This is a genomic window from Candidatus Pantoea soli, assembly GCF_007833795.1.
Classification (GTDB): Bacteria; Pseudomonadota; Gammaproteobacteria; order Enterobacterales; family Enterobacteriaceae; genus Pantoea; species Pantoea soli.
This window is the reverse complement of sequence record NZ_CP032702.1, coordinates 1080059-1105134: the sequence shown is the minus strand read 5'-3', so window position 1 is coordinate 1105134 and position 25076 is coordinate 1080059. Positions and strand designations below refer to the sequence as shown.

At 56.7% G+C, this 25076-nt stretch carries 27 protein-coding genes; 16 read left to right on the top strand and 11 right to left on the bottom strand.

The annotated features are described in order from the left end of the window. Positions 1 to 79 precede the first annotated feature (79 nt). A complete protein-coding gene (locus D8B20_RS05080; RefSeq protein ID WP_145887729.1) occupies positions 80 to 562 on the bottom strand; it encodes a zinc ribbon-containing protein in 483 nt (160 codons plus the stop codon). 222 nt (positions 563 to 784) lie between these two features. On the opposite strand from D8B20_RS05080, the gene leuS reads away from it, so the two are divergent. The 14 genes from leuS to D8B20_RS05010 all read left to right on the top strand — a co-directional run bounded on the left by leuS (position 785) and on the right by D8B20_RS05010 (position 14952). Beyond that, positions 785 to 3367, top strand: coding sequence for a leucine--tRNA ligase (gene leuS, locus D8B20_RS05075; RefSeq protein ID WP_145887727.1), 2583 nt, complete (start codon positions 785 to 787; stop codon positions 3365 to 3367). 14 nt (positions 3368 to 3381) lie between these two features. Then, entirely contained in the window at positions 3382 to 3981 is a 600-nt protein-coding gene (lptE, locus tag D8B20_RS05070; protein WP_145887725.1) for an LPS assembly lipoprotein LptE, read from the top strand. Continuing rightward, a complete protein-coding gene (gene holA, locus D8B20_RS05065; RefSeq protein ID WP_145887723.1) occupies positions 3978 to 5009 on the top strand; it encodes a DNA polymerase III subunit delta in 1032 nt (343 codons plus the stop codon). The genes lptE and holA overlap by 4 nt, the downstream gene beginning before the upstream one ends. Further along, positions 5002 to 5646 carry a nicotinate-nucleotide adenylyltransferase gene (gene nadD, locus D8B20_RS05060; protein ID WP_145887721.1) on the top strand — a complete coding sequence of 215 codons (645 nt, stop codon included), beginning with the start codon at positions 5002 to 5004 and terminating at the stop codon, positions 5644 to 5646. Before holA ends, nadD begins: the two co-directional genes overlap by 8 nt. Positions 5647 to 5737: 91 nt before the next feature. Beyond that, positions 5738 to 6055 (top strand): ribosome silencing factor, encoded by a 318-nt coding sequence (gene rsfS / locus D8B20_RS05055; protein WP_145887719.1) that lies wholly within the window; start codon positions 5738 to 5740, stop codon positions 6053 to 6055. Between the two features lie 3 nt (positions 6056 to 6058). Then, positions 6059 to 6529 (top strand): 23S rRNA (pseudouridine(1915)-N(3))-methyltransferase RlmH, encoded by a 471-nt coding sequence (rlmH, locus tag D8B20_RS05050; RefSeq protein ID WP_058757899.1) that lies wholly within the window; start codon positions 6059 to 6061, stop codon positions 6527 to 6529. A 34-nt stretch (positions 6530 to 6563) separates the two neighbouring features. Then, positions 6564 to 8468, top strand: coding sequence for a peptidoglycan DD-transpeptidase MrdA (gene mrdA / locus D8B20_RS05045; RefSeq protein WP_145887717.1), 1905 nt, complete (start codon positions 6564 to 6566; stop codon positions 8466 to 8468). Positions 8469 to 8477: 9 nt separating this feature from the next. Beyond that, a complete protein-coding gene (gene mrdB / locus D8B20_RS05040; protein ID WP_145890399.1) occupies positions 8478 to 9590 on the top strand; it encodes a peptidoglycan glycosyltransferase MrdB in 1113 nt (370 codons plus the stop codon). Between the two features lie 10 nt (positions 9591 to 9600). Next, entirely contained in the window at positions 9601 to 10695 is a 1095-nt protein-coding gene (gene rlpA / locus D8B20_RS05035) for an endolytic peptidoglycan transglycosylase RlpA (protein WP_145887715.1), read from the top strand. Positions 10696 to 10813: 118 nt separating this feature from the next. Further along, complete coding sequence (dacA, locus tag D8B20_RS05030; RefSeq protein ID WP_145887713.1) at positions 10814 to 12025, top strand: D-alanyl-D-alanine carboxypeptidase DacA; 1212 nt, start codon at positions 10814 to 10816, stop codon at positions 12023 to 12025. Positions 12026 to 12120: 95 nt separating this feature from the next. Next, positions 12121 to 12384: a DUF493 family protein YbeD gene (gene ybeD / locus D8B20_RS05025; RefSeq protein ID WP_033751835.1), complete on the top strand. Its 264-nt coding sequence runs from the start codon at positions 12121 to 12123 to the stop codon at positions 12382 to 12384. 70 nt (positions 12385 to 12454) lie between these two features. Beyond that, complete coding sequence (gene lipB / locus D8B20_RS05020) at positions 12455 to 13105, top strand: lipoyl(octanoyl) transferase LipB (RefSeq protein ID WP_145887711.1); 651 nt, start codon at positions 12455 to 12457, stop codon at positions 13103 to 13105. A gap of 176 nt (positions 13106 to 13281) precedes the next feature. Then, the gene (gene lipA / locus D8B20_RS05015) at positions 13282 to 14247 is read left to right on the top strand and encodes a lipoyl synthase (protein ID WP_145887709.1); all 966 of its coding nucleotides are present in this window, start codon (positions 13282 to 13284) and stop codon (positions 14245 to 14247) included. 201 nt (positions 14248 to 14448) lie between these two features. After that, entirely contained in the window at positions 14449 to 14952 is a 504-nt protein-coding gene (locus D8B20_RS05010; protein ID WP_145887707.1) for a hypothetical protein, read from the top strand. Positions 14953 to 15033: 81 nt separating this feature from the next. Here the strand turns inward: D8B20_RS05010 and tatE are convergent, their stop codons facing one another. From tatE to D8B20_RS22105, 6 genes are all read right to left on the bottom strand, one after another. After that, positions 15034 to 15237 carry a twin-arginine translocase subunit TatE gene (gene tatE, locus D8B20_RS05005; protein WP_145887705.1) on the bottom strand — a complete coding sequence of 68 codons (204 nt, stop codon included), beginning with the start codon at positions 15235 to 15237 and terminating at the stop codon, positions 15034 to 15036. A gap of 199 nt (positions 15238 to 15436) precedes the next feature. Next, positions 15437 to 16231: a deaminated glutathione amidase gene (locus D8B20_RS05000; protein ID WP_145887703.1), complete on the bottom strand. Its 795-nt coding sequence runs from the start codon at positions 16229 to 16231 to the stop codon at positions 15437 to 15439. Positions 16232 to 16602: 371 nt separating this feature from the next. Beyond that, positions 16603 to 17028, bottom strand: coding sequence for a GNAT family N-acetyltransferase (locus D8B20_RS04995; RefSeq protein WP_145887701.1), 426 nt, complete (start codon positions 17026 to 17028; stop codon positions 16603 to 16605). 360 nt (positions 17029 to 17388) lie between these two features. Then, a complete protein-coding gene (cspE, locus tag D8B20_RS04990) occupies positions 17389 to 17598 on the bottom strand; it encodes a transcription antiterminator/RNA stability regulator CspE (RefSeq protein WP_038627478.1) in 210 nt (69 codons plus the stop codon). A 150-nt stretch (positions 17599 to 17748) separates the two neighbouring features. Beyond that, positions 17749 to 18321 carry a lipid IV(A) palmitoyltransferase PagP gene (gene pagP, locus D8B20_RS04985; protein WP_145887699.1) on the bottom strand — a complete coding sequence of 191 codons (573 nt, stop codon included), beginning with the start codon at positions 18319 to 18321 and terminating at the stop codon, positions 17749 to 17751. A 614-nt stretch (positions 18322 to 18935) separates the two neighbouring features. After that, positions 18936 to 19019 carry a small membrane protein YohP gene (locus tag D8B20_RS22105; RefSeq protein ID WP_017346848.1) on the bottom strand — a complete coding sequence of 28 codons (84 nt, stop codon included), beginning with the start codon at positions 19017 to 19019 and terminating at the stop codon, positions 18936 to 18938. Positions 19020 to 19276: 257 nt separating this feature from the next. Here D8B20_RS22105 and D8B20_RS04975 point away from each other — a divergent pair, with 257 nt between their 5' ends. Beyond that, positions 19277 to 19522 (top strand): hypothetical protein, encoded by a 246-nt coding sequence (locus tag D8B20_RS04975; protein ID WP_145887694.1) that lies wholly within the window; start codon positions 19277 to 19279, stop codon positions 19520 to 19522. Between the two features lie 201 nt (positions 19523 to 19723). On the opposite strand, the gene gntT is transcribed toward D8B20_RS04975, so the two are convergent. Beyond that, complete coding sequence (gene gntT, locus D8B20_RS04970; RefSeq protein ID WP_145887692.1) at positions 19724 to 21040, bottom strand: gluconate transporter; 1317 nt, start codon at positions 21038 to 21040, stop codon at positions 19724 to 19726. A 261-nt stretch (positions 21041 to 21301) separates the two neighbouring features. Between gntT and D8B20_RS04965 the strand changes: the two genes are divergently transcribed. Then, the gene (locus tag D8B20_RS04965) at positions 21302 to 22447 is read left to right on the top strand and encodes an iron-containing alcohol dehydrogenase (RefSeq protein ID WP_145887690.1); all 1146 of its coding nucleotides are present in this window, start codon (positions 21302 to 21304) and stop codon (positions 22445 to 22447) included. 192 nt (positions 22448 to 22639) lie between these two features. On the opposite strand, the gene D8B20_RS04960 is transcribed toward D8B20_RS04965, so the two are convergent. The 3 genes from D8B20_RS04960 to D8B20_RS04950 all read right to left on the bottom strand — a co-directional run bounded on the left by D8B20_RS04960 (position 22640) and on the right by D8B20_RS04950 (position 25037). Beyond that, positions 22640 to 23473 carry a Cof-type HAD-IIB family hydrolase gene (locus tag D8B20_RS04960; RefSeq protein WP_145887688.1) on the bottom strand — a complete coding sequence of 278 codons (834 nt, stop codon included), beginning with the start codon at positions 23471 to 23473 and terminating at the stop codon, positions 22640 to 22642. A 108-nt stretch (positions 23474 to 23581) separates the two neighbouring features. Next, the gene (locus tag D8B20_RS04955; RefSeq protein WP_145887686.1) at positions 23582 to 24037 is read right to left on the bottom strand and encodes an RcnB family protein; all 456 of its coding nucleotides are present in this window, start codon (positions 24035 to 24037) and stop codon (positions 23582 to 23584) included. A 757-nt stretch (positions 24038 to 24794) separates the two neighbouring features. Continuing rightward, complete coding sequence (locus D8B20_RS04950) at positions 24795 to 25037, bottom strand: DUF1272 domain-containing protein (RefSeq protein ID WP_145887684.1); 243 nt, start codon at positions 25035 to 25037, stop codon at positions 24795 to 24797. Positions 25038 to 25076 lie beyond the last annotated feature (39 nt).

Here is a 25076-nt window from a genome sequence, read left to right as displayed (position 1 = left end):
GGCGACAGCAGGAGGCTTGCTCCTTTCAGTCAGGCAGAGAACGTCTTGCTCCCGCGCAAGCCCCAGCAAAAACCGCCGCTCACGGCTCAAACGGCTGACGCTGGAACTGGTCATGTCCGCACTCCGGGCAGCGCGTCAGACTTTCTGGCGTATAAATAGCCCGGGTGAAACCGCACTTCTCACACACCAGATTCCCCAGTCCCACCACCTCGCCGCTCTGATACACCCCGTGATGACGCAGATCCTGAAAGACTTCGCGCCACTCCAGCTGGCTCTTATCGGTAATGTCTGCCAGCTCTTTCCAGAGGCTCTCGCGAATTACGCGCAGAAACACGGAATCATCCGCTGCTTCGCTGGATTCCTGATAGCTGAGCGCAAACTCGTGTAAATCCCGCCGCACCGCACGCATCACTTCGTTGACTTCCGCTGGCGTGAGGGTCTGTTTCGCCAGTAACTGCTGGCGCGCTTCGGCTACCAGCGCGTCAACGTCACGCTCGCCGTGCTCCAGTCGCTGGGTTAATGCTGCTACCGTTGCACGATATTCCTGCGCCACATTATTCATTTTGTTCTCCTTTTCGCTGCGGATGCTGAAAGTAAGTTTAGCCGCTTTGGCATATTTGCTCTGTGCCGCGCAGCGGAAATTACAAAAGGGTGAAAACGCAGACGCATTCGGCAGAAATCACGCGGCCATCGGGCGTGAAATGTTGTTGAGGGGCGGCCTTATGGGTATGCTATGCGGATCAAAAGTCTTTAAAATACGATTTCACAAGGACCACAGGCAGCCATGCAAGAGCAATACCGCCCGGAAGAGATAGAATCCCGCGTCCAGCAGCACTGGGACGAAAACGAAACCTTCAAAGTGACCGAGCAGGAAGGCAAAGAGAAATACTACTGCCTCTCTATGCTGCCCTATCCTTCTGGCCGTCTGCACATGGGCCACGTGCGTAACTACACCATCGGCGATGTCATCGCGCGCTATCAGCGTATGCTGGGAAAAAACGTTCTGCAGCCGATTGGCTGGGATGCGTTTGGTCTGCCGGCGGAAGGTGCAGCGGTGAAAAACAACACGGCTCCTGCGCCCTGGACCTACGACAATATCGCCTATATGAAGAACCAGCTGAAGCTGCTGGGCTTTGGCTACGACTGGAGCCGTGAACTGGCAACCTGTCAGCCGGAATATTATCGCTGGGAGCAGTGGTTCTTTACCAAACTGTATGAAAAAGGCCTGGTCTACAAAAAAACCTCGGCGGTTAACTGGTGCCCGAACGACCAGACCGTGCTGGCGAACGAGCAGGTCATTGACGGCTGCTGCTGGCGCTGTGACACCAAAGTTGAGCGCAAAGAGATCCCGCAGTGGTTCGTGAAAATCACCGACTACGCGGAAGAGCTGCTCAATGACCTTGATAAGCTGGAAGACTGGCCAGAGCAGGTGAAAACCATGCAGCGCAACTGGATCGGTCGTTCAGAAGGCGTTGAAATCACCTTTGATGTTGCCGACAGCGAAGAGAAAGTTACCGTTTACACCACCCGTCCGGACACCTTCATGGGTGCCACTTACGTGGCAGTCGCGGCCGGCCACCCGCTGGCGCGTCAGGCGGCGATGAACAACCCGGCGCTGGCCGATTTCATTGCTGAATGCAGCACCACTAAAGTGGCAGAAGCCGATATGGCGACGATGGAGAAAAAAGGCATGGCCACCGGCCTGCATGCCATCCATCCGCTGACCGGTGAAGCGATTCCGGTATGGGTTGCTAACTTCGTGCTGATGGAGTACGGCACCGGTGCCGTCATGGCAGTACCGGGTCACGATCAGCGCGACTGGGAATTTGCGACCAAATACCAGCTCAATATCAAACCGGTTATCCTTAACCTTGACGGCAGCGAGCCGGATTTAAGCGCCGCCGCGATGACGGAAAAAGGCACGCTGTTCAACTCTGGCGAATACGATGGGCTCGATCATGACGCCGCCTTCAATGCTATCGCGGATGCGCTGGCTGCCAAAGGCGTTGGCGAGCGCAAGGTGAATTACCGTCTGCGCGACTGGGGCGTTTCCCGTCAGCGTTACTGGGGGGCACCGATTCCGATGGTGACGCTGGAAGATGGCACGGTAATGCCAACGCCAGAAGATCAGCTGCCGGTTGTCCTGCCGGAAGATGTGGTGATGGATGGCATCACCAGCCCGATCAAAGCCGACCCGGAGTGGGCAAAAACCACGGTAAATGGTCAGCCTGCGCTGCGTGAAACCGATACCTTTGACACCTTTATGGAATCCTCCTGGTACTACGCACGTTACACCTGTGCGGATTACAACGAAGGTATGCTGGACCCGGCGGCGGCAAACTACTGGCTGCCGGTAGACCAGTACGTAGGCGGTATTGAGCACGCCATCATGCACCTGATGTACTTCCGTTTCTATCACAAGCTGCTGCGTGACGCGGGCCTCGTTAACTCAGACGAGCCGGCAAAACGTCTGCTGTGCCAGGGCATGGTGCTGGCCGATGCGTTTTACTATGTGGGTGCCAACGGCGAACGTAACTGGGTTTCTCCGGTGGATGTCACCGTCGAGCGCGACGAAAAAGGCCGTATTACCAAAGCTGTCGACAATCAGGGCCGCGAAGTGATCTACGCTGGCATGAGCAAAATGTCGAAGTCGAAAAACAACGGCATTGACCCGCAGCTGATGGTAGAGCGTTACGGTGCCGATACCGTTCGCCTGTTTATGATGTTTGCCTCGCCGGCAGAAATGACGCTGGAGTGGCAGGAATCCGGCGTGGAAGGCGCTAACCGCTTCCTGAAACGCGTCTGGAAACTGGCGTACGATCACGTGGCGAAAGGCGCGACCGTTGCACTGGACGTCAACGCACTGAACGATGAGCAGAAATCGCTGCGTCGCGATCTGCACAAAACCATCGCGAAAGTGGCGGATGATATTGGTCGTCGTCAGACCTTCAACACCGCGATCGCCGCGATCATGGAGCTGATGAACAAACTGCTGCGCGCGCCGCAGGAGAGCGAGCAGGATCGTGCGCTGATGCAGGAAGCGCTGATGGCGGTCACCCGTCTGCTGTATCCGTTCACGCCGCATGCCAGCTACGTACTGTGGCAGGCGCTGGGCGGTGAAGGCAGCATTGATGAAGCAAGCTGGCCGGTTGCCGACGAAGCGGCGATGGTTGAGGATGCCCTGCTGGTCGTAGTGCAGGTCAATGGCAAAGTGCGTGGCAAAATCACCGTCGCGCCTGATGCAACGCAGGAGCAGGTGCAGGCGCGTGCGGCGCAGGAGCCGCTGGTGGCGAAGTATCTGGAAGGCGTCACCCTGCGTAAAGTGATTTATGTCCCTGGCAAACTGCTTAACCTGGTCGTGGGTTAAGTTCAGGAGGAACTGTGCGACAACTGATTATCAGGCTGTTTGTCCTGCTTGCGGTGCTGATCACCGCAGGCTGTGGGTTTCATCCGCGCGGCACCACCCTGGTGCCAGCGGAAATGAAAACCTTAATCGTCCAGAGTGGCGACCCGTATGGCCCGCTGGCACGTATTGTGCGCCAGCAGCTGCGCATCAATGACGTCACCATCATTGAAGACAGCAAGGCGGCCAGCGCGAAGTATCCGACCATCCGTCTCGGCGCTGAGCGCTTCGGACGTGATACCGCCTCGGTATTCATCAGCGGGACCACCGCCGAATACTCGCTGGTGATGACGGTCAGCGCGCAGGTGCTGCTGCCGGGTAAAGGCATCTATCCGATCAGCACCACCGTGTACCGGTCGTTCTTTGATAACCCGAACGCCGCGCTGGCCAAAGATGCGGAACAGGACATGATCATGCAGGAGATGCGTCAGCGTGCCGCTGAGCAGCTGGTGCGTAAACTGCTGACGGTGCATGCCGCGCAGGAGAGCAACAAAGAGACGCTGTCGCAACCGGAAGTGATTGCCCCAGGCGCTGACTCTCCGGAAGTGTTCTCGTCGTCAGCTACCAGTCTGCAATGATCAGGATCTATCCTGAACAACTGAGCGCGCAGCTTCGTGAGGGGCTGCGCGCCTGTTATTTTCTGACCGGCAACGAACCACTGTTGATCCAGGAGAGCGCGGATGCCATTCGCGCTGCCGCCGGAACGCAGGGTTTTGAAGAGCACTTCAGTATTACCCTGGATGCCCAGACCGACTGGGATGCCCTCTTCTCCCGCTGTCAGGCGCTCAGCCTGTTTACCCAGCGCCAGACGCTCACGCTGCAGCTGCCGGAAAACGGTGCGAATGCGGCGATGGCGGAACACCTGCTGACCCTTTCTACCCTGCTGCACAGCGATATTCTGCTGGTGCTGCGCATGGCGAAGCTGACCAAAGCACAGGAAAACAGCGCCTGGTTTAAAGCGCTGAGCGCGCAGGCGGTGCTGGTGCCGTGTCAGACGCCGGAGCAGGCTCAGCTGCCGCGCTGGGTGGCCGCGCGCGCGCGCCACATGAAACTGAGCATTGATGATGCCGCGATTCAGCTGCTCTGCTACTGCTATGAGGGCAATCTGCTGGCGCTGGCGCAGGCGCTGGAACGGCTGTCGCTGATGTGGCCGGATGGGACGCTCACCCTGCCGCGCGTTGAGGAAGCGGTGAACGATGCCGCACACTTTACCCCTTTTCACTGGGTGGATGCGCTGCTGGCCGGCAAAAGCAAACGCGCCCTGCATATCCTGCACCAGCTGGCGAAAGAAGACAGCGAGATCGTGATTCTGCTGCGCACGCTGCAGCGCGATTTGCTGACGCTGTTGCATCTGCAGCGTAATCAGTCAAAACAGCCGCTGCGCACGCTAATGGATCAGCAACGCATCTGGCAGAATCGCCGGGCGCTGTTTACCGAGGCCGTCAGGCGTCTGGACGCGCAGCGCCTGCAGCGCGCCGTGCATCTGCTGGCTGAACTGGAGCTGGCCATGAAGCAGGAGTATGGTCAGAATCTCTGGCCGCAGCTGGAAACGCTGTCGCTGCTGCTCTGCCACCGTGATTTCCCACTGAGTTTTACCGATGTCTGAACTTTTTGCGCTGTTTGGCGGCACCTTTGATCCGATCCACTACGGCCATCTGCGCCCGGTGGAAGCGCTGGCGCAGCAGGTTGGTCTGAAGCAAGTTACGCTGCTGCCGAACAATGTTCCGCCCCACCGTCCACAGCCGCAGGCCAGCGCCGCCCAGCGCGTGGCCATGCTGCAGTGCGCAATTGCCGACCGTCCGCTGTTTGATATTGATACCCGCGAACTGGCGCGCCCGACGCCGTCATGGACAGTGGACACGCTGGAAGCGCTGCGTGCAGAACGCGGTGCGCAGCAGCCACTGGGGTTTATCATCGGTCAGGATTCTCTGCTAACGTTACACAAATGGCACCGCTGGCAGGATCTGCTGACGCTGTGCCATCTGCTGGTGTGCCAGCGTCCGGGTTACGCCACGCAGCTGGAGACGCCGGCGCAGCAGCAGTGGCTGAACGACCATCTGGCACAGAATACGCAGCAGCTGCACCACTCGCCGGCAGGCCATATCTGGCTGGCCGACACGCCGCTGTTGGATATCTCCGCCACGGAGATTCGCCAGCGCCGCCATCATGGCCAGTCCTGCGCCGACCTGCTGCCGGATGCGGTGATCGACTATATCGATCGCGCAGGCTTATATCGCGACTAGCTTCGCCGTGCTATACTGCGCCGCTTCATTTTTGGCTGCGTTTCCGGGGCATTCAGCCGGCCCGTCATCACCTGTTTTTAAGGGGAACCTTTTGCAAGGTAAAGCACTCCAAGATTTCGTTATTGATAAGATTGATGATCTTAAAGGCCAGGACATCGTTGCTATTGATGTGCAGGGCAAATCCAGCATCACCGATTGCATGATTATCTGTACCGGCACCTCTAACCGTCACGTTTCTTCCATTGCGGAACACGTGATGCAGGAATCCCGCGCCGCCGGCCTGATGCCGCTGGGTGTGGAAGGCAAAGCCGCCGCAGACTGGGTAGTGGTCGATCTCGGTGAAGTGATCGTGCATGTCATGCAGGAAGAGAGTCGCCAGCTGTATGAGCTGGAAAAACTCTGGAGCTAAGCGTTGAAACTGCAGCTTGTGGCCGTGGGCACCAAAATGCCCGACTGGGTGCAGACCGGTTTTATGGAGTATCTGCGCCGCTTTCCCAAAGATATGCCGTTTGAACTGACAGAAGTCCCTGCCGGCAAACGCGGTAAAAATGCTGACATCAAACGCATTCTCGAAAAAGAGGGCGAAGCGATGCTGGCGGCGGTGGGTAAAGGCAACCGCATTGTCACGCTGGATATTCCCGGTCAGCCGTGGGAAACCCCGCAGCTGGCGCAGCAGCTTGAGCGCTGGAAGCTGGACGGGCGCGATGTCAGCCTGCTGATTGGCGGACCGGAAGGCCTGGCACCGGCCTGTAAAGCCGCCGCAGAGCAAAGCTGGTCGCTCTCTGCCCTGACGCTGCCCCATCCGCTGGTGCGCGTACTGGTCGCAGAAAGTTTGTATCGTGCCTGGAGCATCACCACGAATCATCCTTATCACCGTGAATAAACGCCTGACAACCTCCAGACAATAAACGCAGCGGATGAAATTACAGAGCAACGCTTTTCGCGATTACACTGCCGAACAGAAACTGTTTGTTCGCCGGGCCTTTGTGGCCTTTGTCGGCATTCTGCTGCTCTCCAGCATTCTGGTGGTCAACCTGTACCACCTGCAAATTCTGCGTTTCGACGACTATAGTACCCGGTCGAACGAGAACCGCATCAAACTGGTGCCGGTGGCACCGAGCCGCGGCATCATCTATGACCGCAATGGCATTCCGCTGGCGCTCAATCGCACCATTTACCAGGCCGAACTGGTGCCGGAAAAAGTGGATGACCTGAAGCAAACGCTGCAGGCGTTGCGGCCGGTGCTGGATCTGACCGACGATGACATTGACGCGTTTGAGAAAGAGCGCAAACGCTCGCGCCGCTTTACCTCTATTCCGGTGAAAACCGGCCTTAATGACGTGCAGGTGGCGCGCTTCGCGGTTAACCAGTACCGTTTTCCCGGCGTGGAAGTGAAAGGATATCAGCGCCGATACTATCCCTATGGCCAGACGCTGACGCACGTGGTGGGCTACGTGTCGAAAATCAACGACCGTGACGTTAAGCGCCTCGACGAAGAGGGAAAATGGCCTAACTACGCCGCCACGCACGACATCGGTAAGCTGGGGATTGAAAGCTACTACGAAGACGTGCTGCACGGCAAAACCGGCTACGAAGAGGTGGAAGTTAACAACCGCGGCCGCGTGATTCGTCAGCTGCACGAGCAGTCGCCGCAGGCCGGACGCGACATCTGGCTGACGGTCGATCTGCGGCTGCAGCAGTATATTGAAACCCTGCTGGCAGGCAGCCGCGCCGCCGTTGTGGTGAGCGATCCGCGTACCGGTGAGATTCTCGCCCTGGTTTCAACACCCAGCTATGATCCCAACCTGTTTGTCGACGGGATTTCCAGTAAAGATTACAAAGCCCTGCTGAGCGACGAGAACCGTCCGCTGTATAACCGCGCCCTGCAGGCTGCCTACCCGCCCGCCTCTACCGTTAAACCTTACGTCGCGGTCTCCGCGCTGAGCGCAGGCGTCATCAACCGCAATACCAGCCTGTTCGATCCGGGCTGGTGGCAGCTGCCCGGATCGGAAAAACGCTATCGCGACTGGAAAAAATGGGGCCACGGTCGCCTGAATGTGACCAAATCGCTGGAGGAGTCGGCGGATACCTTCTTCTATCAGGTTGCTTATGACATGGGCATCGACCGCTTATCCGAGTGGATGACCAAATTTGGCTATGGCCACCGCACGGGTATCGACCTGCCGCAGGAGAGCCCGGGCAACATGCCAACCCGTGAATGGAAGATGAAGCGTTTCAAAAAACCCTGGTATCAGGGTGACACCATTCCGGTCGGCATTGGCCAGGGTTACTGGACCGCGACGCCGGTGCAGATGAACAAAGCGATGATGATCCTGATTAACGACGGCGTGATAAAAGTGCCGCACCTGCTGCGCGCCACGCGCGAAGGCGACACCATGGTGCCTTACCGCCAGCCGCCGGATGCGCCGATTGGTGATATCCACTCCGGCTACTGGGAAATCGCCAAAGACGGTATGTACGGCGTGGCCAACCGCCCCAACGGCACCGCGCACAAGAGCTTCGCCGATGCGCCGTATAAAATCGCCGCCAAATCCGGTACTGCGCAGGTCTTTGGTCTGAAAGAAAACGAAACCTATAACGCGCACAAAATCGCGGAGCGGCTGCGTGACCATAAGCTGATGACCGCCTTTGCGCCTTATGACAAGCCGCGCGTGGCTGTCACCATGATTCTGGAAAATGGCGGCGCCGGCGCAGCAGTGGGCACGGTAATGCGCCAGATTCTTGACCACATTATGCTGGGCGACAACAACACCGTGCTGCCAGAAGCAGCACCGACGCCGCCCGGCTACGAAGGTGAATAAACGATGTCGATGAACGATAGTCCCCAGAAACGAACGATCTGGACGCGTATCCATATCGACCCGCTGTTTATGCTGATTATCCTCGCCCTGCTGACCTACAGCGCTATCGTGATCTGGAGCGCCAGCGGCCAGGATCCGGGCATGATGGAGCGCAAGCTGGGGCAGATTGCGATGGGGCTGATCATGATGCTGGTGATGGCCCAGGTGCCTCCGCGCGTCTATGAGAGCTGGGCGCCCTATCTGTATATTGTCTGTGTGATCCTGCTGATAGCGGTCGATGCGTTTGGCCACATCAGTAAAGGGGCGCAGCGCTGGCTCGATCTTGGGTTTGTCCGTTTTCAGCCGTCAGAGATTGCTAAAATCGCGGTGCCGCTCATGGTGGCGCGTTTTATCAACCGCGACGTGTGTCCCCCTACCCTGAAAAACACCGCGATTGCCCTGGTGCTGATCTTTATGCCCACGTTGCTGGTGGCGGCGCAGCCGGATCTCGGCACCTCAATCCTGATCGCCGCCTCCGGGCTGTTTGTGCTGTTCCTGTCAGGCATGAGCTGGAAACTGATTGGCGTGGCGGTGCTGCTGGTGGCCGCGTTTATTCCGGTGCTGTGGTTCTTCCTGATGCATGACTATCAGCGTGACCGCGTTATGATGCTGCTCGATCCGGAGAGCGACCCGCTGGGCGCGGGCTATCACATCATTCAGTCGAAAATCGCCATTGGCTCCGGCGGCCTGCGCGGCAAAGGCTGGCTGCACGGCACGCAGTCGCAGCTGGAGTTTCTGCCGGAACGCCATACCGACTTTATTTTTGCCGTACTGGCAGAAGAGCTTGGCCTGGTCGGGGTCTTGCTGCTGCTGGTCCTGTATCTGCTGCTGATCATGCGCGGGCTGATCATTGCCGCACGCGCACAGACCACCTTCGGCCGCGTGATGGCCGGCGGGTTAATGCTGATTTTGTTTGTTTATGTTTTCGTTAACATTGGCATGGTAAGTGGTATCTTACCGGTGGTTGGCGTACCGCTGCCGCTGGTGAGTTACGGCGGATCGGCGCTGATTGTGTTAATGGCCGGATTTGGCATCGTCATGTCGATCCATACTCATCGAAAAATGTTATCTAAGAGCGTTTAAGAGGCTGCACATGCGTAAGGACTGGCTTGGGGTTGCACTGGCTTCACTGGTACTGGCTGCCTGTTCCACTCCGGAACAGCAGACGAACACGGCACCGCCGCAACCGGCTTACAATGGCCCGGTTGTGGAGATCCCCGGCGTGGAACCACGCTATGAACCGATCAACCCGTCCACCAGCCAGGATTACAGCGTTAACGGCAAAACCTATAAAGTTATCAAAGACCCGTCACGATTCAGTGAAGTGGGCCTGGCAACGTGGTATGGCGATGAGGCACAGGGCAACCGCACTGCGATAGGTGAACAGTATGACCCGGATGCGCTAACGGCCGCCCATCCGACGCTGCCGCTGCCGAGCTACGTTCGCGTCACCAACCTCGCCAATGGCCGTCAGATTGTCGTGCGCGTTAACGATCGCGGCCCCTACGTCCCCGGACGCATTATCGATCTTTCGCGTGCCGCTGGCGATCGTCTGAATATTTCCAATAACACGCGGGTGCGCGTGGATTACATCAGCGTGGCGCCGGACGGCTCGGTTTCCGGGCCGGGCACTGTCGGCACCACGGTGGCGAAACAGAGCTATGCGCTGCCCGCCCGTCCGGATCTGAGCGGCGGTATGGTGATGACTGGCAGCAGCGCTGCCCCGGCCGCGCCAGCCACGCAGGATGTCCGCGCTGTCGATAACAGCACGCTGCAGAGCAATAGCGATATGGGCGCACCGGTGCACAGCAGCGGCTTTCTCGGCGCGCCACAACCCTTAGCGCAGGGGGTCCTGGAAGGCAGCGAACCGCCACCGGTTGCCGCGCCCGCTGCTGCCCCAGCGCCTGTCGCCGCCAGCGCTGCTGCACCGGTCAGCCAGAGTGCCCATGCCGGCAGCGGTTTTGTGGTACAGGTTGGTGCACTGAACGATGCGGCCCGTGCCCGGCAGATGGCCACCAGCCTCGGCAAGCGCTTTGGCGTGCCGGGCAGTGTGGAAGCCAATGGCAATGTCTACCGCGTTCAGCTCGGCGGCTTCAAAAGCCGTGCTGAAGCCGCAGCGCTGCAGCAGCGCCTGAGCACTGAAGCGCAGATGAACGGATTCATTACCACTGCCCGTCCGTCAATGTGACGGGCAGTAACATTTCCTGCTGATACTGGTAAGTAAAGCAAGATGTCGCGCGATCGGACGTTTGCTATAGTAAGGCACTTTTTTCACTCTTAACCCCACGGATGTTGTAGTCCTGAACATGAATACGCTGAAATCTGCTCGTTTTCTGAAACGCCTGACAGTGGGATCACTGGTCGCCCTTTCTCTCAGCCATGTCGCTTTTGCGGACGATGTGAATCTTAAAACCATGATTCCGGGCGTCCCGGACATTGATGCCGAAGCTTATGTGCTGATCGACTATAACTCTGGCAAAGTGCTGGCTGAAAAGAACGCGGATGCACGTCGCGATCCGGCCAGCCTGACCAAAATGATGACCAGCTACGTGATTGGCCAGGCGGTCAAAGCGGGCAAAATTCATCAGGATGACATTGTCACCGTCGGCAAAGATGCCTGGGCGACCGGCAATCCGGTGTTCAAAGGATCTTCGCTGATGTTCCTGAAGCCCGGCGACCGCGTACCGGTTTCCCAGCTGACGCGCGGTATCGTGCTGCAATCCGGTAACGATGCCTGCGTCGCCATGGCCGATTACGTTGCCGGCAGTCAGGACGCATTTGTTAACCTGATGAATAACTACGTAGGCGCACTGGGCCTGAAAAACACCCATTTCCAGACCGTTCACGGCCTGGATGCCGACGGCCAGTACAGCTCCGCACGTGATATGGCGCTGATTGGTCAGGCGCTGATTCGCGACGTGCCGGATGAGTACGCGGTCTACCACGAAAAAGAGTTCACCTTTAACAATATCCGCCAGATGAACCGCAACGGTCTGCTGTGGGATACCAGCCTGAACGTCGACGGCATTAAAACCGGCCACACAGAAGCCGCCGGCTATAACCTGGTGGCGTCGGCCACAGAAGGCCAGATGCGCCTGATCTCGGCGGTGATGGGCGGCCATACCTTTAAAGGCCGTGAAACCGAAAGTAAAAAACTGCTGACCTGGGGCTTCCGCTTCTTTGAAACCGTGGCACCGCTGAAAGCTGGCAAAGAGTTCGCCTCTGAGCCGGTCTGGTTCGGCAACAGCGACCGTGTTCAGCTGGGCGTGGAAAAAGATGCCTACCTGACCATCCCGCGCGGCCGGATGAAAGATCTGAAAGCCAGCTATGTGCTGGATAACACCGAACTGCACGCACCCCTGAAGAAAAATCAGGTGGTAGGCAGCATCAACTTCCAGCTGGACGGCAAAACCGTTGAACAGCGTCCGCTGGTGGTGCTGAACGAAGTGCAGGAAGGCGGATTCTTCAGCCGCATCATCGATTACATCAAACTGATGTTCCACCACTGGTTCGGCTAAGGCGTGCTTGAAAAATCGCCAGCCCGTCCCCAGATAGGTTATTATCTCTGCTCCCGCTTCGGCGGGAGCCTGTTTTTTTATGCACCGGAGTCAATATGAAAACCAAACTGAATGAGCTGCTCGAATTCCCTACCCCTTTCACCTATAAAGTGATGGGTCTGGCGCAACCGGAGCTGGTTGATCAAGTGGTTGAAGTGGTGCAGCGTCATGCGCCTGGCGACTATTCCCCGGACGTGAAGCCAAGCAGCAAAGGCAACTATCACTCCGTTTCCATTACGATCAACGCCACGCATATCGAGCAGGTCGAAACCCTGTACGAAGAGCTGGGCAATATTGATATCGTGCGCATGGTACTGTAATGCAGGCGCTGGCAAACGCCACTTTGCCAGCGTTATACTCAGGCCTCTCTTTCTCTACCGGACGTCCGCTTTGTCTGCTACTACGCTTCTTGTTCGTCAACTCGGCCTGCGCGACTGGCAGCCCGTCTCCGATGCCATGCATCAGTTCACCGATCGCCGCAACAGCCATACCGCCGATGAAATCTGGCTGGTTGAGCATACGCCCGTGTTCACCCAGGGACAGGCCGGCAAAGCGGAACACCTGCTGATGCCTGGCGATATCCCGGTGGTGCAAAGCGATCGTGGCGGCCAGGTCACCTATCACGGCCCGGGTCAGCAGGTAATGTACGTGCTGGTTGACATTAAACGCCACCGGCTGGGCGTACGCGAGCTGGTAACGGCGCTGGAGGAGACGGTCATTGCCACGCTGGCGGAGTATGGCGTCGATGCCCGCGCCCGCGCGGATGCACCGGGTGTGTATGTGGGCGACGATAAGATCTGCTCGCTGGGTCTGCGTATTCGCAAAGGCTGCTCCTTTCATGGCCTGGCGCTGAATGTCGCGATGGATCTCACGCCCTTTTTGCGCATTAATCCCTGCGGCTATGCCGGCATGCAGATGACGCAGCTCAGCCACTTCCGCCCGGCGGTGACGCTGGCAGATGTTCGCCCGCGTCTGGTCACGCATTTTGCGCGTCTGTGTGGCTTTACCCACACGGAATGGCGGGATGAAACGGGTTCGTGACCTTGTCCGTCTGTGCGCATTTACAAAATTGTAACCTTTGCCGCGGCTTATCGGCTGCTTCTGGCCTGGCGAGATGATATAATTTTTGCAATTTTTTCAAATAAAGTTGAAAGCCTGGTTCTCAGTTTGAGTGAGGAAGCTTTCAAATCGCAATCCCGACCGGAACCTGCAGATTTATGAGTAAACCAATTCAGATGGAACGTGGCGTCAAGTATCGCGATGCCGACAAAATGGCGCTGATCCCGGTGAAAACCGTGGTCACTGAGCGTACCGAGATTCTGCGTAAGCCGGAGTGGATGAAGATCAAACTGCCTGCGGATTCCAGCCGCATTCAGGGCATCAAGGCCGCGATGCGTAAAAACGGCCTGCACTCGGTTTGTGAAGAAGCCTCCTGCCCGAACCTGGCCGAATGCTTCAACCACGGCACCGCCACCTTTATGATCCTCGGCGCGATCTGCACCCGTCGCTGCCCGTTCTGCGATGTGGCACACGGTCGCCCGAATGCACCGGATGCCGGTGAACCGCTGAAACTGGCCCAGACCATTGCGGATATGGCGCTGCGCTATGTAGTGATCACCTCGGTTGACCGTGACGATCTGCGCGACGGCGGTGCACAGCATTTTGCTGACTGCATCACCGCCATTCGTGAAAAGAGCCCGAACATCAAAATTGAAACGCTGGTGCCGGACTTCCGCGGCCGTATGGACCGTGCGCTGGAGATCCTGACGGCGACGCCACCGGATGTATTCAATCACAATCTGGAAAACGTACCGCGCGTTTACCGTCAGGTTCGCCCGGGTGCGAACTATGAATGGTCGCTGAAACTGCTGGAGCGTTTCAAAGAAGCGCATCCGGATGTGCCGACCAAATCAGGCCTGATGGTCGGCCTGGGTGAGACCAATGCTGAAATCATTGACGTCATGCGCGATCTGCGTCGTCACGGCGTGACCATGCTGACGCTTGGCCAGTATCTGCAGCCAAGCCGTCACCATCTGCCTGTGCAGCGCTATGTCAGCCCGGCTGAGTTTGACGAAATGAAAGAAGAAGCGCTGGCGATGGGCTTTACCCACGCAGCGTGTGGCCCGTTTGTCCGTTCGTCTTACCATGCGGATATGCAGGCCAAAGGACTGGAAGTGAAGTAAACCGCCTGCGCAATTGCGCCCGTCGCGGCGCAATTGCAAAAATTTCCTGTCAAAACCTTAATACTTGTCTCAAATCTGCCGCTTTAACCGCTGAGGCCACCCTGGCCCTTCTTTTTTATTTTCTCAGTGTGTTTATTTTATAAAGGTCAGATTATGCCATCCTCCTTACATATCGATGAGCCCCCGCTACGGGCAGCAGATATGACGGGCGATATCCCTGATTTATGGTACGCAGGCGCGTCGGGTGAAGACCTTGACGCGTTAAAAGCCCGCACCACGCCTATGGATATCACAAACCCGTTTGTCACGCCGCATGCCTCCTGTGAGCTGGCGTGTCTCGCCACGGCGATCAGCGTTGAGCATCGTTATGATGAACTTCATCTGCACTTTCCAGCCGATCAGGAGGCGCGTCAACCGCCTTCGCTGTTGAGTCCGGACAGCCTCTTTCTGGCTTCTGACTTGCCGCAGCTGGACGTGACGCTCAGCCTGACAGAGGACAGTGAAATGATGCAGCGCGATCGGGCACTGCTTGATCTGGTATTGCCGCAGGACGCTGCGCCAGGCTCGGCGGCGGAAATCGTGCTCACGGCAGAGATGCTGGATGACTGGCAATATTCCGCAGGCGGCAGCACATCAGCATTATTACCCGAGCTGAGCGAACTGGCATGGGAGGAGAGCACCGACAGTGCCTTTATCTGGCACTAAAAAAACAAAATAAAAAACCAGGCTCACCGGCCTGGTTTTTCTGCAATAAATCGTTACATTTATCGCCGATCCGCGCAGAAATTACTCTTTGTGGCTGACGCGCTCAGCAGGCACCTCATCGGCGCTGCTTTTGGTCGCGGTGGATTCATCATCTTTCATGGCTTTTTTGAAGCCTTTGATTGCGGAACCCAGATCGCCACCCAGTGAACGTAACTTATTGGTGCCAAAAAGCAGTACGATGAGCGCACCGATGATCAGCAGCTTGGCAATACTGATACCTTCCATATTTTACCTTTCAACCTTCGCGAAAAACGGACAACCGTTATTAACGCGCAGTTTATCACCTGTCTCAACTGGAATCTGTAACAGAGTGAGATCGCGCAGCCGGTAAACCCGCAGCGCCAGGCCCGAGGAAGACGCGCGGCCCTGCTGTGCGGCTTAGCCGAAGCCACGGTGTACTGGCTTGCGCAGGCGTTATGCGCCGTTAACGCGGCTGCAGTTCCGGCGGGGCGAACCGGCGATTTTCCAGTACCGGCAATACGCTGCGCGCGTAGGCGATCCGCTGTGGATCGAGCTCCGCAAACACCAGCGCGGCGGATTCGGGTGCCTTCGCTATCACCACGCCAAGCGGGTCGATCGCCAGGCTGTTACCAATATTGCGCGGGCCACACTCGCCTGTCGCTACCACATAACAGGTATTTTCCAGCGCCCGCGCGGCGGTGAGCAGTTCCCAGTGCATCTCTTTCAGCGGCCCTTTAACCCACGCCGAAGGCAGCACCAGCACATCAGCGCCGTCCAGCGCCAGACGGCGTGCCAGCTCCGGGAAACGCACGTCATAGCAGGTCATCAGACCGACGCGCATGCCGGCCACCTCAATCAACGGCGGCACGGCGTCACCGGCATTCACGCGCTGCGACTCCTGCATCGCAAACGCATCATAGAGGTGCAGCTTAACGTATTCAGCGATAATCTCGCCGTCGCGAATGACAATCAGCACGTTGCGGACTTTCTGCGCGCCGTCCGGCACATGCACGCTCATAATGGTGGTGAGCAAATGCCCGCGGCTGGCGGTCCGCAGCTGACTGACAAACGGCCCGTCAAGCGGCTGGGCAGCCTTCAGTACGTAATCCGGGTCAGCGTTATCGCGTGCCAGCACATTTTCCGGAAGCACCAGCAAATCGGCGCCGCTGGCCTGTGACCGGTTCATCAGATCAGTACAGACGGCGGCGTTTGCCTGCCATTCCCGGCTGACAGCAAACTGCCCCATGGCAACTTTCATCGTGACTCTCCTCTCGCTGCTGCCGGCGATGGAGTTGCCGGTAGCCGTCTTCCAATAATGCAGTCCTGCTGCAATCTGTTCTGGTGCTGCGGACTTATCAGGTTGCTCTCCCTGTCATCCGGAGGATGCATGCCCTGCCCGCTGGCGTTTCAGCGTGCACGGCTGCTGCAGGCAGGCGACCGGCGTCAACCACAGCGTCGGCGGCCCTCAACCTTCACAGGCTGTGCCTGCCGTTGGCTTTGTCATGTCCCTTTTCCGGTGTGCGGCGAGGCGGGCATGAAGTGGCAGGCACGCGCCTGCGGCGCAGCACGTGAGAACGCCGCGTTATTGCCGCAGGCTCAGCGCGGGCGCGATGGTCTGCGGGCACAGGATCAATCCAGCGCTTTAATGTGATAGCGCGGTGATTCAACGTACCCTTCGCGCGCATAAAACTGATTAGCTTTGAGGCGGGAAGCATGGCAATGCACTTCCATACGATCGCAGCCGCGCGCCCTCGCCAGTTGCTCCGCGTGCTGCAGCAGCTGTTGCCCGCTGCCTTTACTGCGTTCGCCCTCAGCAATGCAAAAATAGCTGATGCGTGCAAAATCACCGGCCAGCGCCAGCTGAGGGATAAAGTGCAGCGACAGAAAGCCCAGCACCTGATTGCCATATTCCGCGACCAGCAGCACCTCATCGGGGTGACTGCTGAGCTGCGCCAGGCGCGCATCAATAAAACGCTCAGTATTGCGGTAGCCAAGCTCGGTTAATAACGCGCTAAGGGCGAAACTGTCTCTGGCCTGTGCTTCACGAATGTTCATCCTGCCTCCTTCTGTTCCCTGCCTGCTGTTATATAGCGTTACACCGGGAAAAGCTGCAAGTAAGGATTGTTATGAGGATGTTACAGCCATTATCTGTGAAGCGCACCGCAGAACCGTCTTTGTCACCGCTCTGTCATCTGTGCTTAAGGCTGGCTTAATGTTGCTTTGCCATGCTGGCCAAAATCAGACATCCGGGGCAATAGCAATGAAGAATCTGGTACCGCGCTGCTTTAACGAGCTGCTGGCGCTATCCATCAGCGCGGCAGTGGTGATTACCTGGGGCGTAATGTGGTTACGAACCTGAAAAAAGCTTAAAAAAAACCCGCCATCAGGCGGGTTTTTAAAATTCTGACTGTTAACTTACAGAGCGATAACGTTAGCAGCAGATGGGCCTTTCGCGCCGTCGGTGATTTCAAACTCTACACGCTGACCTTCAGCCAGAGTTTTGAAGCCGTTGCTCTGGATAGCAGAGAAGTGTACGAATACATCTTTGCTGCCATCTTCTGGAGTAATGAAACCGAATCCTTTGGACTCATTAAACCACTTAACGTTACCTTTGATCTTGGACATCTATATTACCTTTACATGAAAAATGGACACTAAACTGTGTCGCTGTCTAGTACAGCAATTGCGGTGACATTTGTCCAGCGCGAATTGATGAAAAAGTGATAAATATTGATTTTTTCCATCCCCCTCACACTTTCCAGCACGTCCGCCGCCTTAAAACTGAACGCGTAACCAGGCAAAATAGACGTTACCGTTGTTATAAGTGCCTGGAATGTAAGTCATTTGGAAGGTCGCCGGGCCATATCCTACGGACGCCAGCGGCAGCACCAGCGGAATCGGGATATACTTCCAGTTATCACGCGCCGTCACGCCGGCGGTGTAACCGGCACCGAGGTGAAAATTCTGATCGTTCAGCGGTCGCCAGGTCGCTTCCCAGCCGTAACCGGCAATCGGTTCCCACTTATTGAAAGAATCTTTGAATGCCATGGCATACAGACCATGCCAGTTGCCTTTTTCATCCCAGCGGGAAACGCCACCGCCAGCTCCCCACGGGCGTTCGTTATACTTTTTGATGTGCGCATCGTCATAGGTCCAGCGGTTATGCCAGGTAATGGCCGGGACATATAAATCGACGTTTTCAGGCGCAGACCAGGTTTGTGCGACGTTGTCCGAGAAGGTATTCCAGCCGGCTTTAAGCGCTGCGCCGGTAGTTGCCGCTGATGTTGAAAAAGAGACCGGTGAGGTCAAAATACAGCTTAAAAACGCTGCAGAAAGGTACCGATTCACAACTCTGCTTCCTGTTAATTTATTCTGAACACTGCAGCGCCAGGGCACCAAACCTGCCCTGCTTCCGGCCGCTGATTGCACGCATTATTGCCTGAAAAGCGTAGCGAATAGTTGCGCTGAACGCTCCAGGTATAGTCCGGGTTTATCGGCAATCAAGCGGTCAATTTTAACGCATCAGCGCAGACGAATCGAAACCGCAGCTAAACCGCTTTAAAAAAGTGAGATAACACAAAAAATGCACTTTTTATGTGATAGTAACGAGCCGTTATTACTTAATTTTCAGCAACTTAACCGCATCTCTTCCGTCGGTGAATAAATTAATAAAATTTATCATTTGAACTCATCCCATGAATGGGATAAATCTCAGGTTTTCCAGGATGGAGAGAGGACTGATGATATGACAATACGCTGCAGTCGTTGTGGAAGTGCCCGGTTTTTCTTTACCCTGCCCGGGGAGCTGAAGTCAGAAAATTCGCATCATCATGGCGCCTGTTGCGCCGGGTGTGGTAAGCCGATCAGTGCGCGCGATCTGGTGCCGCGGCATGCCGTACAAACGTCGCTCCCTGTCAGCCATGCCCGTTAAACGTTCAGGCACCCGCAGGTGCCTGTTCGCGTCAGAAAATCAGTTTAAACACGCCGGTAATCGTCAGTAACCCCACAATAAAGATAATGGCAATGATCCACAGAATTATTTTCATAGTTCGCTCCTTCAGTGATGAAAATTAACGCGTCTGTTGTTCAGTATAGATGATCATTCTGGCTGCGTTATGCGATGCGATCCCGGTCGCATCCGCTTTTTTCCTTTACGTAACCGATAATTAATTTTGCGAGCCAGGTCGCAGGTCCAGGGAGGAACAGAGGCGATAACGGCACGAAACAGGCCCTGACTGTCTAAAATTAAAGCGCCTGTAGCAGGCCTCAATGATTATCAACGCCGATGTTACAAGGAGAAATTATGAGCACGATTAATACCAGCATGGGACGTTACAGCCTGAAGGCAAAGGATTATGGCAATCATATTCGCGGCAGCATTGCCATCAATGATGAAGGCGGAACGCAGCTTACCCTGCAGGAGTTTGAAGAGCACTACCTTGACGATGTCGTCAATAATGTCATTTATCCCGTGACCGGCGGGAACCGTGAAATCACGCGCGCGCTGCGCGAGCAAATGGTCAAAGCAGGCTTTGAACAGCCCCACTGAATGAAGCGGGCCACACGGCGTGGCCCGTTATCAGAGGTGATGTTTGCCGTCATCCCACGCGCTGCAGTCTTTTTCTGCGCCCTGCCGCGAACTTGCGCAGGCGCCTGCCGGAATCGCCCGCCCGAAAGACTGTTAATGGCCTTCAGGCGGGCAGGCAGGCAGCAGCGAAGGATGCAGGCCAATAGCAACGGTCTTCACCGCTTACAGCGCGGCGGAGATCAGCAAACAGCCCACCAGCCCGCATACGGAAATGATCGTTTCCAGCGCTGACCAGGAGCGGAGGGTTTCGCCGATCGTCAGGTTGAAATACTCTTTGAACAGCCAGAAGCCTGGATCGTTTACGTGCGAGAAGATCACGCTGCCGGAGCCCACCGCAATCACCATCAGCTCCGGACTGGCCCCGCTGGTGGCAATCAGTGGGGCGACAATGCCGCCTGCGGTAATGGCCGCAACCGTGGCTGACCCCAGCGCAATGCGCAATACGGCGGCAATCGACCACGCCATAAAGATGGGTGAGACATTGGTCTCATGCATCATGCCAGCAATGTATTTATCCACGCCGCTGTCCACCAGCACCTGCTTGAATGCCCCGCCGCCGCCGATAATCAGCAGCATCATGGCAATGATTTTGATGGAGTCGGTGATCGTGCCCATTACCTCATCCATGCTGCGACCACGGTTCAGGCCGAAGGTGAAGATGGCAATCAGCACGGCAATCAGCGTTGCCATAATCGGATCGCCAAAAAATTCGGCATACGGTAGCAGCACATGGCCTTTTGGCAGCACCATTTCCGCTACCGCGCGCAGCGCCATCAGGATCACCGGCACCAGCGCCGTCCAGACGCTGACGCCAAAGCCGGGCATCTCGGCTTCGGTAAAGGTTTTCGGGTTCCACAATCCTTCCGGAATGGGCTTATCGATGCCTTTCAGGAAGCGCGCATAGACCGGTCCGGCCAGGATGACGGTGGGAATGCCGAGCAGCGTGCCATACAGCAGCGTTTTGCCCATATCCGCATTAAATAAGGTCGCGATAGCCGTCGGACCCGGGTGCGGCGGCAGGAAACCGTGCGTGACAGAGAGCGCAGCCGCCATCGGCACGCCAACATAGAGCAGCGGCACGCGGGCAGAGGCCGCAATACTGAATACCAGCGGCAGCATCAGCACAAAGCCCACCTCATAAAACAGCGCAAAGCCAACGGTGAAACCCGTCAGCACCAGCGCCCATTGAATATGTTTCTGACCAAATTTTTCAATCAGCGTCGTTGCGATACGCTGTGCACCGCCGCAGTCCGCCAGCAGTTTACCCAGCATGGCACCGAAGCCCATGATCAGCGCCAGGCTGCCAAGCGTACCGCCGACGCCGGTTTTAATCGAACCAATCACTTTGTTGACCGGCATGCCCTGCATCATGCCAACGGCCAGCGCGACCAGGATCAGCGCGATGAAGCCGTTCAGTTTGAAGCGAATCATCAGCAGCAGCAGTAACGCCACGCCAATTGCCACATAGAGTAATGGCATAGGTTTTCTCCACTTTGTTGCGCGGTGTCTCACCGGCAGCGGGTTATTTTCGCCATCTGCAGCCAGAAAAGCCGCAGATGTTTCAGAATGTGAATTCCTGTTACCGGTATCATGTTAAGGGTAACATTGCCGCGAAATCATCTGCTGCTGCCGGGGAATTTCTGTTTTGCGAAGGTGATCAACTTTTTGCCGGCGGGTTATCGGTGCGTTTCGGCTTTTGGTTACACTCAGTGTTTTAAGCTAACCGGAAAGGATAAGCAGGTGAATGAGAATCTGATCGCGCTGTACAGTAATCAACAAACCCTGTTCGGACGCGGCGGCATTAACCAACTGGTGCCGCTGCTGGCGGAAAATCCGCAGCCCACGTTGCTGTTTTGCGGCCGTTCGTTTCTTAACAGCGCGGTATGGGCCCGGCTGGCTCCGGCGCTGAATGCGCAAATCCTCGGTTACGAAATTGTCAGTCATGAAGCGTCGCCGGATGACATTGACGGCTGGGTCACCCGCTGGCGTGGCCATGTGGATCGCGTTGTCGCGATCGGTGGCGGCAGCGTGCTGGATGCTGCCAAAGCCTTTAGCGCTATGATTCAGCACCCGCTGAATACCGCGCGTTATCTGGAAAAAGTGGGCGATACCCCGGTACAGGCGGTTACGCTGCCGCTGATTGCCATTCCCACCACCGCCGGCACCGGCAGCGAAGTTACGCAAAATGCGGTCGTGACCGATCAACAGCACATCAGGGTGAAGGCCTCGCTGCGCCATCCGGTATTCGTGCCGCACATCGCCATCCTCGATCCCGATCTGCTCTCGGGCGCGCCGGACCGGGTGCTGGCCACCTGCGGCATTGATGCATTTACCCATCTGTTTGAAGCCTACCTGTCGCGCAAGGGCAATCTGTTTAGCCGGCAGCAGGCGCTCAGCGGGCTACAGCTGTTTTTCCGTGCCTGGCCGCATCTGAACCGGACCGACAGCACCGGCGATGACGCACGCGAAGCGATGATGATGGCCTCATGGCTGGGCGGCCTCAGCCTCAGCAGCGCCGGACTGGGCGTGATTCACGGCATTGCCGGTGAGCTTGGCGCTATCAAGCCGTTCCACCATGGAGAGGTGTGCGGCCGCCTGCTATTTCCTTTCCTCGACCAACTGGCAGAGACCGGGCATCCTGAGCAGCAGCGCCTGATGGCGGAACTCGGCGAGCAGCTGTTTCCTGGCGATCCGACACCGCCGGCGCTGGCCCTCAAGGCATGGTTACAGCAGCACGCGATTGTACCGTTCTGGCAGGGCGGCCCGACGGTTTCCCCTGAAGAGGTGGACTGGGTGGTCTCACGCGCCAACAGCAAAAATGGCTGGGTGGAATATGATGCCTCTGCCATGACGGCGATGATGACGGCGGCATGGCGGATTGCATAATCTCCGGCGCAGCTTGCAACGCGATGGGGTACGGACAGTGCGCACGCCGTAGCGGGTGCTGACAGGCCAGGTTGCCGCGCTGAACCGGGTTCGCCAGCGCGTACGGAAGCGCACAGTCACTGGCAACCCCGCCGCAAGCAGCAACCGCGCCCGCCTGCGTCCTTCCAGTGAGTCTCCTGCTGATGCCTCGCCTCAGTGTTGCGGTGCAAATGGCCCCGTTCCGGCCAGCATCTGCTCGATCACCTGCAATACCCCTTCTTCGTTATTGGAGGGGGCAATAAACCGCGCCGTCGCCCTGACGCGCTCGGGCGCGTTTTGCATGGCAAAACTAAAGTGCGATTGCGCCAGCATCTCCAGATCGTTACCGCCGTCGCCAAATGCCAGTACGTTATCGCTGCTGATGCCCCAGCGCGTCTGCAGTATGCGCAGACCATTGGCCTTATGCAGCCCCGGCACAATTAAATCCACTGAGCCGTGCCCGCTGGAGGTGGCCGCCGCGGCGCCATGATGCAGGCGCGCAATATCCGCCATCAGCGTATCCACATACGCGTCAGAGAGGTTCAGCGCGAATTTAAACAACTTGTCGTTACCGGTCTCTTCCAGCCGGGTAATGGCTTTCAGACGGTGGCAGTAGTGCTGCATTTTCTGCAGCCATTGGGCGTCCGCATCGGCAAAGTGATAGGCGCTGTCACGTCCGCACAGCAGAAAGCGCAGATTGGGGTAGTTGCCCTGCCGCAGAGTATCCAGCACGGCATGCACGTCCTGACGGGAAAATTCACCGCAGAACAGCTCTTCCTCGCCATCCAGAATCCACGCGCCATTTTCCGCCACAAAGGCGATTTCACGCGCGATTTCCGGGAAAAAGGATTTGAGCTGATAATACTGATTGCCGCTGGCAACCACAAAGCGAATACCGCGCCGTTTCATTTCCTGATAACACGTCTGAAAACGCGCCCGGTTGTACTGTTTTTTATCGTTGAGAAAGGTGCCGTCCATATCTACCGCCACCATTTTTACCTCGGTCATCATGACTCCTTAATGCATTCAGAGGAAAAGCGGGTCAGTAAAAGAATAACCTGGCAGGCGATGAAAGCAGAATGAAACGCGGATGGCGTCAGCCATCCGCCGGAAGCGTTAATGAAAGGCGTTATTCAGCAGGATAGCGCTGATAATGCCGGTGGCGGCAGCCACCAGTACATAGTTGCCATCAATATAGGCCCAGTGTTCACCGCGTGGTGGCGCATACAGGCCGCGCGCGCGCCAGTCATCGACACGATAGTGCGGCCCGCGGAATTCGGGCGGGGCCGGATGACCGCGACGAAAATCATGCCCGTTCCAGGCAAAGCGGTCGGCATCATGATGCCCTTCCGGCAACCGTCGTTCGGCGATGCGTTCGCGATGTTCCGGCCCGGGATCGCGATCGGCCCCGCGCTGATCAGTGTGCGCCGGGCCGCGTCCGTTATCCGTATGCGGGCCGCCGCCGTGTTGCTCCCAGCGGTGGTCATCCGGCCCTTCGGCTCGGGTCATGCCGGAAAACAGAGTGCTGCATGCAATAAACGAAGCAATAAGCGTGAGTGTTGTTTTTTTCATGGTGTGACCTCCGGTAATAACGACAACTGCAGTGCCGTTGCCTGTCACTATTGTTTAAATTGTCGTGAAAGGCATGACCAGAATTCTTAAAAATCGATAACTTACAGTAAATTACGCTTTATTAGCGCTTTCTTAACGCTTTCAGCGCGGCGCCATTACGCCGGTAGAAACACGCAACGAAAAAACCCGATCGTCAGGATCGGGTGGAGAAGACAATTTCCGGAAAATGCATAAAGCGGGGAAACCCTGCTAATTAAGAGGGTAAAACTGAAGCACACAACGCCACATCACTAGCATTGCGCGGGGAGAATAACATTACGTCATGCAAAATACTTATAAAAACTGCCGCTTTTCGGAAAAAACCTTAAACCGAACGTATCCGCATAAATAAGAAAAAGCATTTTTTGCTGCCCGCTGAAATAAGGTCTGTGCTCTGACCAGAATAATAACGTGTAAAGTGGCAGGCTGCCTGGCATCGTCTGTATTAAAAATGAATTTAGATAAGCTTTTGAAGATGAAAAATATTTAGGCCAGCGCTCGGAGTGAAAGCAATATTTTTCTTGTCACTGAAGAGGTTGCTGCCGATTAAATAAGCATATTCCGTAGCGGGGAATTTAATAATCAGCCGCCGTGATTACTACCAGACTTAATATCGTTTTTATCGTGATGACGGCTGTCTGATTATATTCTGTCAGATAAAGCGTGGCGGAAAAGTTAACTTTTCCGCTTCGCTTGATAGCCGGTTATGCGCGGCAAATTATTCCTGGTTTCCGCTGGCGGCGCGATATCGCCGGGTTGCTGCCGGATAACGCTGCAGCGCAGCAGCGGGACGCACTGGCCGGCGCACCAGCTCCCCCATACAGTTGGGGCAGCGCTGCCCCAGCACGCCGTCGGCACAAGCGGCGCAAAACGTACATTCAAATGAACAGATACGTGCATCGACCGCCTCTGGCGGTAAATCTTTATCACAGCATTCACAGTTGGGTCGCAGTTCCAGCATGCGCGTTCTCCTCAGGGTGTGATCTCATCATGGTGCCTG

Bases quoted from the DNA above. Each gene is read 5' to 3' on its own strand.
- lipA (WP_145887709.1), top strand. From the start codon at position 13,282: ATGAGTAAACCAATTCAGATGGAACGTGGCGTCAAGTATCGCGATGCC.
- D8B20_RS05010 (WP_145887707.1), top strand. From the start codon at position 14,449: ATGACGGGCGATATCCCTGATTTATGGTACGCAGGCGCGTCGGGTGAA.
- D8B20_RS22105 (WP_017346848.1), bottom strand. From the start codon at position 19,019: ATGAAAATAATTCTGTGGATCATTGCCATTATCTTTATTGTGGGGTTA.
- rlpA (WP_145887715.1), top strand. From the start codon at position 9,601: ATGCGTAAGGACTGGCTTGGGGTTGCACTGGCTTCACTGGTACTGGCT.
- D8B20_RS05000 (WP_145887703.1), bottom strand. From the start codon at position 16,231: ATGAAAGTTGCCATGGGGCAGTTTGCTGTCAGCCGGGAATGGCAGGCA.
- D8B20_RS04975 (WP_145887694.1), top strand. From the start codon at position 19,277: ATGAGCACGATTAATACCAGCATGGGACGTTACAGCCTGAAGGCAAAG.
- ybeD (WP_033751835.1), top strand. From the start codon at position 12,121: ATGAAAACCAAACTGAATGAGCTGCTCGAATTCCCTACCCCTTTCACC.
- tatE (WP_145887705.1), bottom strand. From the start codon at position 15,237: ATGGAAGGTATCAGTATTGCCAAGCTGCTGATCATCGGTGCGCTCATC.
- leuS (WP_145887727.1), top strand. From the start codon at position 785: ATGCAAGAGCAATACCGCCCGGAAGAGATAGAATCCCGCGTCCAGCAG.
- mrdA (WP_145887717.1), top strand. From the start codon at position 6,564: ATGAAATTACAGAGCAACGCTTTTCGCGATTACACTGCCGAACAGAAA.
- D8B20_RS04960 (WP_145887688.1), bottom strand. From the start codon at position 23,473: ATGACCGAGGTAAAAATGGTGGCGGTAGATATGGACGGCACCTTTCTC.
- D8B20_RS04995 (WP_145887701.1), bottom strand. From the start codon at position 17,028: ATGAACATTCGTGAAGCACAGGCCAGAGACAGTTTCGCCCTTAGCGCG.
- gntT (WP_145887692.1), bottom strand. From the start codon at position 21,040: ATGCCATTACTCTATGTGGCAATTGGCGTGGCGTTACTGCTGCTGCTG.
- mrdB (WP_145890399.1), top strand. From the start codon at position 8,478: ATGAACGATAGTCCCCAGAAACGAACGATCTGGACGCGTATCCATATC.
- holA (WP_145887723.1), top strand. From the start codon at position 3,978: ATGATCAGGATCTATCCTGAACAACTGAGCGCGCAGCTTCGTGAGGGG.
- nadD (WP_145887721.1), top strand. From the start codon at position 5,002: ATGTCTGAACTTTTTGCGCTGTTTGGCGGCACCTTTGATCCGATCCAC.
- dacA (WP_145887713.1), top strand. From the start codon at position 10,814: ATGAATACGCTGAAATCTGCTCGTTTTCTGAAACGCCTGACAGTGGGA.
- D8B20_RS04950 (WP_145887684.1), bottom strand. From the start codon at position 25,037: ATGCTGGAACTGCGACCCAACTGTGAATGCTGTGATAAAGATTTACCG.
- D8B20_RS04955 (WP_145887686.1), bottom strand. From the start codon at position 24,037: ATGAAAAAAACAACACTCACGCTTATTGCTTCGTTTATTGCATGCAGC.
- D8B20_RS05080 (WP_145887729.1), bottom strand. From the start codon at position 562: ATGAATAATGTGGCGCAGGAATATCGTGCAACGGTAGCAGCATTAACC.
- cspE (WP_038627478.1), bottom strand. From the start codon at position 17,598: ATGTCCAAGATCAAAGGTAACGTTAAGTGGTTTAATGAGTCCAAAGGA.